Origin of the sequence: Mycobacterium sp. (assembly GCF_050701675.1) — a bacterium.
Classification (GTDB): Bacteria; Actinomycetota; Actinomycetes; order Mycobacteriales; family Mycobacteriaceae; genus Mycobacterium.
This window is the reverse complement of record NZ_JBOGDD010001099.1, coordinates 1-8,946: the sequence shown is the minus strand read 5'-3', so window position 1 is coordinate 8,946 and position 8,946 is coordinate 1. Positions and strand designations below refer to the sequence as shown.

The following is an 8,946-nucleotide window of genomic DNA, read 5'->3' as shown; positions in this document are numbered from 1 at the left end:
CTGCTGGTCGAGCCGCCGGTCCCGATGGCCGCCTATCGCGACGACTTCGGCAACTGGTGCACGCGCATCGTCGCGCCCGTGGGCCGCACGCGTGTCTTCGCAGATGCGGTCGTCAACGACAGTGGACTCCCTGACATGCTCGTACCCGACGCTCAAGAGATTCCGGTGCCGGAGCTGCCCGATGACACGCTCGTGTTCCTGCTGGGCAGTAGGTACTGCGATACCGATCGCCTTTCGCAGACGGCATGGAACCTGTTCGGGCAGGTACCGCCGGGGTGGGACCGCGTGCAGGCCATCTGCGACTACGTCCATCGGCACATCACGTTCGACTACCAACGCGCGGACAGCACGCGAACGGCGCTGGAGGCGTTCAACCAACGGGTCGGCGTCTGCCGCGATTTCACGCATCTCGCCGTCGCCTTCTGTCGCTGCATGAACATCCCCACGCGCTACTGCACCGGATACCTCGGTGACATCGGCATGCCGCCGCCGTACGGTCCGATGGACTTCGCCGCGTGGTTCGAGGTGTTCCTCGGCGGCCAGTGGCACACCTTCGACGCGCGCAACAACACTCCACGCATCGGCAGGGTGTTGATCGCGCGTGGCCGCGATGCCGCCGACGTCGCCCTCAGTAACACGTTCGGCCCCAACGCCTTGACGAGTTTCACGGTCTGGACCGATGAGGTGCCCGAATCGGGGTGAATCCACTTCAGTTCGATTGGGGCACTGCGGTATCGAGCCAGTCGAAGATCGTCTGGTGCGCGCGGGCCAGCGCACCCATGTGGCAGTGCTCGCCCGCACCCTCCGATTCGGGGAGCGTGACCAGGGTGACGTCCGCGTTGACCATCGCCTCGGCGGCCTGTTTCGGCTGACCGTTCAGGAACTGGTCGTTGTCCGCATCGAGCACCAGCACGGGGGCGGTGATCCGGTCGGCCACGCCCGCCAGCGTGTACTGGCGGAACACCCGAGGGAGGTCGGCGAGCGAGTCAAGGCCCATGACCCACAGTCCATTTCGCATCGCCCACCGAACCTGGGTGTCGCGCGCCATCAGCATCTCCAGGACGGGGATCGCCGACGCGTCGTCGCCGGAGTCGATCCAGTCGTTCACGAACGGCGGCAGGGCGTGGGCCATCGCGGCGTGGAAGTCGTAGATGCCGTCGTCGAGGATCAGCGCGGCGATGCGGGTGTCGAACGCACCCGCCCTTGCGACCAGGTAGCCGCCCATGCTGTAGCCGAAGACGCTGATCCGGCCGGGATCGACTTCGCTTCTGGTGAGCGCGAAGTCGACGACCGGCGTGATGACCGCTTCCCAGTCGGGGCGGAACACCAGGTGCTGTTCCCGCAGCGCCGCGCCCTGCCCTGGCCCGTCGAAGGCCAGGACGTTGTAGCCGCGGGCCAGGGCGGCGGCCGCGATCGCGAAGTAGGACTCCTCGAGGGTGGAGTCGTAGCCGCTGCTGTAGATCACGGTGGGTCGCGGCTGCCCGGAGTCATCGACGAGATAGAGGTAGCCAGGCAGCGTCGTACCCTCGTAGGAAATCGAGACCGACTCGAACGCGAAGCCGTAGAGCGCCATCGCGCCGAGGAAGGTGTCCCGCGAGCGCCGGGAGAGCTCGAACACCTCGGGGTCGTTGAACGGATCGTCCCGGCGGTAGAACTCGGCGGTGCGGTAGTAGTTCGAGGCCCGGAGGAACGCCTCCCTTGCGCTGACGCCGTGCCCCGCGGCGAGCGAATGGCGTGCGATCGACTCCACCCGCTGCGCGGTTGCCTTCCATTCACGGTGCCAGGCCACCTCGTCACCTTCGGGGATGGCCCTGGCGGTGACGATCACCTCGCCGAGCTCGGCGCCGCCGTAGTTGGCGAAGCTCGCCGCGCGCAGGGTTTCGTACGAGAACGACTCGTCGTCGAACAAGAACTTCATGACCCACTCCTTAAACGAGACGATACTGATCCGTATCGACTAGTAGATCTCAACGCCAAACGGAACGCAACTGTTCCGTCTCGGTTATGCTGCATGCCGTGACGCCACCCGCACCACGACGGACCTCCGGCGGACCGGTACTGCGGGACGACGTGACCGACGCCATCGAATCCGCCTTCTTCGCCGAACTCGCGCGGGTCGGCTACGGTCGGCTCTCCATCGACGCGGTGGCCAAACGCGCAGGCGTGGGCAAGGCCGCCATCTACCGGCGGTGGCGATCCAAGCTCGACCTGACGATCGCCCTCGTCTCCAACTTCGCGGTGGCGGCGATCGACGTCCCCGACACCGGAACGCTGATCGGTGACGTCAGGCAGTACCTCGACAACGGCCGGGCGGCGCTGTCACATCCGTTGGCCCGCTTGATCATTCCCGACATGCTCGCCGAGGCGACGCGCAATCACGAGCTCGCCGCGGTGCTCGCGCAGTCGGTGGCGGGGCCGCGTCGCGCCAAGGCGGCCGAACTGTTCGAGCGCGCGATCCGGCGTGGCGAACTGCCTGCGGACACCGACGTCGACCTGGCGATGGACCTTCTCGCCGGACCGCTCTACTGGCGGCTCGCCGTCATGCAGGCAGAGGTCAGCACCGAGTACTGCGACCGACTCGCCACCGCCGTCGTCACGGCAATGGCCGTGCCATCCGGCTAGCGCAGCGTCCCATCCAGGTAGTCGAACACCGTCTGCTGCAGGACGGACGTCGCCCCGCCGTGACGATGGCGGTCCGCGCTTCGCATCACGACGTGGTGCACCGGTGCCGTCATGGCGTGGACGAAGTTGGCCGCCTGCCCCGCGAACGGCGTGCTGTCGTCGCGCTCGAGCACCAGGGCCGGGGTCTGGATCTTGCCGATGTCATCGGCCGTGAGCGTGTACTCGGCCGTCCTGCGGACGTACTCGGCGGTGGTCTCCACTCCGTAGATCCGCCTTCCGTTCTGCAGTGCCCACCGCGCGTTGGTGTCCTCCTTCATCAGCACGTCGAGCATGGGGATCGCCTCGCCGTCGCACCCCTCCTCGATGAGTTCGAGGACGGTTTCGGGAATGGGTGGGGAGGCGGCGTAGAACGTCGTCATCCCGTCGTTGCAGACGATCGCCGCCGATCGGTGATCGTGGGAGGCGTACCGCGCCACGAAGTAACCGCCGAGCCCGTGGCCGAACTGCACGATCTCGTCGTCGTCGATCTCGGGAACGGTAAGCGCGTAGTCGACGACCCGGCCCAGCACCTTCTCCCAATCCGAGCGGATCGGCACCCCCTTCTCGCGGATCATCGAACCCTGACCCGGTCCGTCATAGGCCAGGAAGTTGTAGCCACGCCGCAGGGCCGCCGCGCCGATGCCGAAATAGCCCTCGTCGCGGGTGGAGGCGAAACCGTTGGTGTAGACGATCGTTGGGCGCGGCTTCCCCTCCTCGTCGGCGAGGAACAGATAACCCGGCAGCTCACCGTCCTCGTACGGAATGCTCACCTCGGTGAAGGGATCGTCGAGTAGCTCGGCCGCCCGAGGGAAGTAGTCTCGCGAGCAGGCCACGTCCTCGACGACGAACTCCACGGTTGCTCCCCTTCGGGTGGTCCGACTGATCCTTTGATCCTTTCGTTGGCGGCGGTCACCGTCTTCGACGCTCACCCCCATTGGCCATACCAGCTAGCAGGTAGTCGGTGTCTCGATGCACACGTCGACGATAGGGTCGAGGGGTGACAGAACCCGTTCGCACCACGGCCGAGTTGATCGTCGAATGCTTGGAGAACGAAGGCGTCACGCACGTCTTCGGGATACCGGGTGAGGAGAACATCCGGTTGGTCGACGCGCTGTCCCGGTCCTCGATCGACTACGTGCTCACCCGGCACGAGCAGGGCGCGTCATTCATGGCGGAGGTGTACGGACGCCTGACCGGCAACGCCGGCGTGTGCTCGGCAACGCTCGGACCCGGCGCCATCAACCTCCTGCTCGGCGTGGCCGACGCCACCACCAACTCGACTCCCGTCATCGCGCTCTCGGCGCAGGTCGGGATGCGGCGTAGCTACAAGGAGTCCCATCAGGGCGTCGACCTCGTCTCGATGTTCGCGCCGGTGACGAAGTGGTCGGCGCTGGTCGCCACGCCGGCCGCGGTACCAGAGATGGTTCGCAAGGCGTTCAAACTCGCCCAGACCGAGCGTCCAGGTGCGGTATACCTCGCCGTGCCCGAGGACGTCGAGTCGGCCGACGCCCCCGCGGCGGCGACACCGCTGCGGGTCAACGTGCCGCGACCAGATGACCCATCGGCCGCCCAGGTGGCACGCGCTGCCGAGATTCTGCGCGCCGCAAGGAATCCCGTACTGCTGGCGGGTCACGGCGCTGCCAGGGGCGAGGCGTCGGACGCCGTGCGCCGCTTCGCCGAGTCGCTCGGCATGCCGGTCGCCACCACGTTTCACGGCAAGGGCGTCATGCCCGACGACCACCCACTCGCGCTCGGCGCCGTCGGCTTCATGCGCCACGACTACGTCAACTTCGGGTTCGATCAGGCCGACGTCATCGTCGCGGCGGGCTACGAGCTTCAGGAGTTCGACCCGGTCCGCATCAACCCCCGCGGTGACACCAAGATCATCCACATCCATCGCTTCCCCGCCGAAGTCGACGCCCACTACGACGTCGCGGTCGGCCTGCACGCCGACATCGGGCGGTGCCTCGATGCCCTCGCCGACGCCGTGGAGCGCGACCATCCGCCCGCAACGGGCCAGGAGCGCATCCAACAGTTGCTCTCCCAGGAACTCGACCGCGGCCGCAACGACGACCGGTTCCCCCTCGCGCCAGCCCGCATCGTCGCCGACACCAGGGCAGCTCTGGCGCGCGACGACGTCGTGCTGGTCGACACCGGCGCGTTGAAGATGTGGATGGCGAGGCTCTACCCGACCTACGAGCCCAACACCTGCCTCATCTCCAACGGGCTCTCGACGATGGCCTGGACTCTGCCCGGCGCGATCGCGGCGAAGATCGCGCGGCCGACGGCCAACGTGCTGGTCGCGACGGGTGATGGCGCGTTCCTGATGAACTCCCAAGAGATCGAGACCGCGCTGCGCGTCGGCACCCCCATGGTGATCCTCGTCTGGGTCGACGACGCCTACGGGTTGATCAGCTGGAAGATGGACCTGGAGATCGGCCACAACGTCGACACGCGGTTCGGCAACCCCGACTTCGTCGCCTACGCCGAGAGCTTCGGCGCCAAGGGCTACCGCATCTCGTCGGCGGACGAGCTGCTCCCCACCCTGCGCGAGGCACTGGCGGCCGACACGGTCACCGTCATCGCCTGCCCGGTCGACTACACCGCCAACAGCGCGCTCATCGCGTCGCTTGGGGAGCTGGACGAGTCCTGGTCATGACGCTGCGCACGACGTAGCAGACGGCGCTGGCGAGATAGAACCCCGCGGTGAGCAGTAGCCAGCGCGCGAGGAACGGCTCCTGGGTCAGGCCGGTCGCGGCGTGGTAGGTGAAGGCGCCCTGCTGGATGATCCCAGGAAAGAACAGCGCGAACGTCAAACCGGTTGCCAGCGTGGGCATCCGGAGATAGTTGGTCAGCGGCACCCGGCGCGGGTGGGCACTGGCTTCCCGCCGGGCCCGCGCCCGTGGCAGCAACCGCTCTGCCAGGGCGTAGAGCGGGAACAGGATCAGGTCGTGGCCGATCACGGCCACCGCGAACCACACGGCGATCGACTGCCACCACACCTTGGGATTGAACAGGTTGTGCACGCCGAGCACCGAGACCGCGTACGCCACCAGGGCCAGTGCACCAAGGAGCACGATCAGATGCAGCAGGTTCTCGCCGTAGAGCCTCTTCACCAAAGCGAACATCAGGTCTCCCGAAACTCAATGGAGGCAACCCATTTCGTACAGTGCACCCCAGGAAGAGCTGGCACGATGATCCTGGCCGGATAACCGTGGTCGAGGGTCAGGTCGGCGCCGTTGACCCGGAAGGCCAGCAGCGCATCGGGATTGAGCACCTGGTTGCGCTGAAGCCTGGCATGGTTGAACGCCCCGAAACGCTCCAGCGACGACACCACGGCCGAGCCGGGTGTGGGCCGCCCCGCAGCGGCGGCGAGGTCGGCCAGCCGTACCCCGCTCCACGTCTGAGAAGTCGACCAACCCTCGACGCAGGCAAGGGGCAGGTCCACGGTGTGCTGGGGCATCGCGGCGAGCATCGCGCGGTCGAGGACGTGCGGTTGCGGACCCCCCATCAGTTGCAGCCGCCATCGATCGCCCGTCAGCGCGGGGTTGATCCGAGCCGCGGCGGCGGTGCGGTTGATCTGGAAGTCGCCCGCGCCGTCGCCGTAACTGCGGCCACGCGGCAGCAGCACCGCCAGGTGGCGGGTCCACCCTCCGATGGTCTGCCCCGCGGTCAGAACCGCGACGAGCAACGACCCGCCGCCCACGACGGCCAGAATGCCGCGGCGGCTCAGGGTGGGCGGATCGGGATCCGTCGCAACCAGACCGTCCTCGTCGAGCGGCTCGGGCACCGTGTCCGCCCGCGAGGTCCGCAGCACGCCGAGGAATGACCGCGACCGCAGGCTGCGGATCATCGTCGGCAGCTTGATGGCGACGTGCGCGACGAACCCCGCGATGAACACCCACGCGCCGAAGTAGTGGGCGGTGTAGAAGCTGAACCCGAAGATGTAGTCGTACTGGATGTTCAGCACGCCGGTGACGATCTCGAACAGCACACCGCCGACGATCATCAGCAGCGAGACCCGTTCCAGCACGTTCGCCGCCGACCTGGCGGGCGGCCACGAGAACAGACGCGGGATGACCGACCACAGTTTGGCCAGCACCAACGGGACCATGATCAGCCCGAGACCGACGTGTAGTCCCTGATTCAGGCGGTACAGCCAATTCGGGTTGCTCGGCCAGTCGAACGTGGGCAGCTTGAGCCAGCCGACCTCGGCGGGAATGGCCGCGCCAAAACGTGGGCCGTAGGCGATGTAGGACAGCAGGCCGGTGATGATGACGATCGGCAGGACCACCAGCAGCACGGCGCCGAAGACCGACGTCAACCACGGCCCACGCAGCGGACTGCGCCACCGGATCCGCGACAGTCCCGGCGGCGGGTGGTTCTCAAGAGTCCGCCACAACGCGGCCGGGAAGCCGTGCCTGGGCGGATCGCCGTCGTTCGATTTCGAAGTCTGCACGTGTACCTATTCGTTGCCGTGGGCGGAACGGACAGGTGGCAGTGTTCCCCCGGCGCCGCGACGTTACGCAGTAAGCATGACGTGAGCATGACGTATTGCGCCGCGATTCGTTGGTGGACGTCGGGCAACGCCGGCCCGGGCTAGGTGCGTGGCGTCACGGCGTCAGCACCTTCAGCAACCGAAGATCCGACGCGTACTTCTCGATGAACTCCCGCTGCAGATGCGGGATATCCTCGTCTGCACCCACTTTGGCGCTGCGAACCGCGTCCCGGAATACCTCCGCCGGCGCGAGAGAGCCGTGCAGCGGCGCTTCTGGTCTGGCGTAGGCGTGCAGCAGTGGCAGCACGGATTGCTGACGCTGGTGCTCGGGCAGCGCCCGCAACGCAGTCTCGAAACGGTTCAGCCACTCGTCGTAGGAGTCGATGCGGTGAATGGCGTATCCGGCCTCGGAGAGCCAGTCGACGAAGACGTCGAGGGACACCCCGTCGTCGTGCGGGTTCATCACGTCGAAGGAATGAAATCCCTGGCCGGAGACCGTGGTCGCCCCGGCGCCGAGCGTGGTGATGGCCTCGGCGACGAAGTCGACGGGAAGGCCGTCGTAGTGCGACCGCTGCCTGCGCCCTCCGGCGTCGGTCTCGTAGAACGACGTCGGCGCCAGACCCGTGGCCAACACGCTGAAGATCAAGCGCGTGAACATGTCTGGGACGTTCAACTGTCCGGCATGGCTGCGGTGGGCCAGGATCATGCCGGACCGGAACACCGACACCGGAAGACCACACAGGTCGTAGGCCTCCCGGAGAAGCACCTCGCCCGCCCACTTGCTGTTCCCGTACCCGTTGGCATAGGAGTCGTCGATGGGGCGGACGGCGCTGATCGTGCGGATGTCGCCGTCCTCGGTGAAGCGGTGCGGCTCCACGGTCATCGCCACCGACACGGTGGACACGTAGGTGATCGGCTTCAACCGCGTGGTGAGCGCCAGCCGGATCACTTCGGCCGTGCCAACGACGTTGGGGCCGAACAGTTGTGAGTAGGGCAGCACGTGGTTGACCAGCGCGGCGGGATGCACGATGAGGTCGACGGAGTCGGCAAGCCGCTGCCAGCTCTCTTCTTCGAGACCCATGTGCGGCTCGCCGACGTCGCCGACGATCACGACGAGATGGTCGGCGGCCAGCTCGCGAAAGCGGCGGAGCAGTTCCGGGTCACCGTCGGAGAACGCATCGTCCAACCTCGCCCGAGCTGCCGCTGGGCTACTGCCCCTGATGAGGCAAATGAGTGTCCCGTCCGACTCGGACAGGCGCTGCAGCCAGTCCAGCGCGAGGAACTTGCCGAGGTATCCGCTGGCCCCGGTCAGCAGAACGGTTCGCGGCTCGCCGGTCTTCACCGGTGGGAGTTCGACGGCGTTCGCGAGGAGGTCACCGGGAAGGAATGCCTCCAGCTTCAGGTCCGATGCGCTGATCACGTCGGCACCCGGTCCGTGCACCGAACTCACCGTCGGCCGCGTGGATACGCCGCTGCGCTCCTTGTCAACGTAGGTCGCGATGTCGGCCAGCGTCGTCGGGCCGATGATGACGCCCACCGGGACCGCGACGCCGAAGACGTCCTGCAACAGGTTCGAGAACGTCAGCGCCGACAGCGAGTCACCGCCGAGGTCGAGGAACTGGGCCGTCTGATCCGGTGCGGCACCCGAGATTCCGAGCAATGCCTGGGCCGCCTGGCCGACGGAGACGGCCACCGGCTGATCGGCAGCCGAGTCACGCAACGCGCGCAGTTCGTCGGCCCTTGCGGTGTCGAGCTCGGAGTACATCTGCTCGAGAACCGCTCCGTAA

8 protein-coding genes are annotated in these 8,946 nt (G+C 67.0%); 3 read left to right on the top strand and 5 right to left on the bottom strand.

Going from position 1 to position 8,946, the window contains the following annotated elements:
- Window positions 1-702 (top strand): transglutaminase-like domain-containing protein (locus ACRDUX_RS33960; protein WP_526420776.1); only part of this gene is annotated, 702 nt, incomplete at its 5' end.
- A 7-nt stretch (window positions 703-709) separates the two neighbouring features.
- Here the strand turns inward: ACRDUX_RS33960 and ACRDUX_RS33955 are convergent.
- A complete protein-coding gene (locus tag ACRDUX_RS33955) occupies window positions 710-1,918 on the bottom strand; it encodes an alpha/beta hydrolase family protein (RefSeq protein WP_526420774.1) in 1,209 nt (402 codons plus the stop codon).
- Window positions 1,919-2,016: 98 nt separating this feature from the next.
- Here ACRDUX_RS33955 and ACRDUX_RS33950 point away from each other — a divergent pair, with 98 nt between their 5' ends.
- On the top strand, window positions 2,017-2,622 hold the full coding sequence (locus ACRDUX_RS33950) for a TetR/AcrR family transcriptional regulator (protein ID WP_526420772.1): 606 nt from the start codon (window positions 2,017-2,019) through the stop codon (window positions 2,620-2,622).
- Here the strand turns inward: ACRDUX_RS33950 and ACRDUX_RS33945 are convergent.
- Window positions 2,619-3,515, bottom strand: coding sequence for an alpha/beta hydrolase family protein (locus tag ACRDUX_RS33945; protein ID WP_526420770.1), 897 nt, complete (start codon window positions 3,513-3,515; stop codon window positions 2,619-2,621). The two genes, ACRDUX_RS33950 and ACRDUX_RS33945, sit on opposite strands and share 4 nt — an antisense overlap.
- A gap of 173 nt (window positions 3,516-3,688) precedes the next feature.
- Between ACRDUX_RS33945 and ACRDUX_RS33940 the strand changes: the two genes are divergently transcribed.
- Window positions 3,689-5,320: an acetolactate synthase large subunit gene (locus tag ACRDUX_RS33940; protein WP_526420779.1), complete on the top strand. Its 1,632-nt coding sequence runs from the start codon at window positions 3,689-3,691 to the stop codon at window positions 5,318-5,320.
- On the opposite strand, the gene ACRDUX_RS33935 is transcribed toward ACRDUX_RS33940, so the two are convergent.
- The 3 genes from ACRDUX_RS33935 to ACRDUX_RS33925 all read right to left on the bottom strand — a co-directional run.
- Window positions 5,280-5,789, bottom strand: coding sequence for a hypothetical protein (locus ACRDUX_RS33935; protein ID WP_526420768.1), 510 nt, complete (start codon window positions 5,787-5,789; stop codon window positions 5,280-5,282). The genes ACRDUX_RS33940 and ACRDUX_RS33935 overlap by 41 nt on opposite strands.
- On the bottom strand, window positions 5,789-7,063 hold the full coding sequence (locus ACRDUX_RS33930; protein ID WP_526420777.1) for a molybdopterin-dependent oxidoreductase: 1,275 nt from the start codon (window positions 7,061-7,063) through the stop codon (window positions 5,789-5,791). Before ACRDUX_RS33930 ends, ACRDUX_RS33935 begins: the two co-directional genes overlap by 1 nt.
- A 211-nt stretch (window positions 7,064-7,274) precedes the next feature.
- Window positions 7,275-8,946, bottom strand: a 1,672-nt coding sequence (locus ACRDUX_RS33925) for a thioester reductase domain-containing protein (protein WP_526420767.1), incomplete at its 5' end; no start/stop codon positions are given.

Excerpts from the sequence above, each read along its gene's own strand:
- ACRDUX_RS33955 (WP_526420774.1), bottom strand. The coding sequence starts at position 1,918 with ATGAAGTTCTTGTTCGACGACGAGTCGTTCTCGTACGAAACCCTGCGC.
- ACRDUX_RS33935 (WP_526420768.1), bottom strand. The coding sequence starts at position 5,789 with ATGTTCGCTTTGGTGAAGAGGCTCTACGGCGAGAACCTGCTGCATCTG.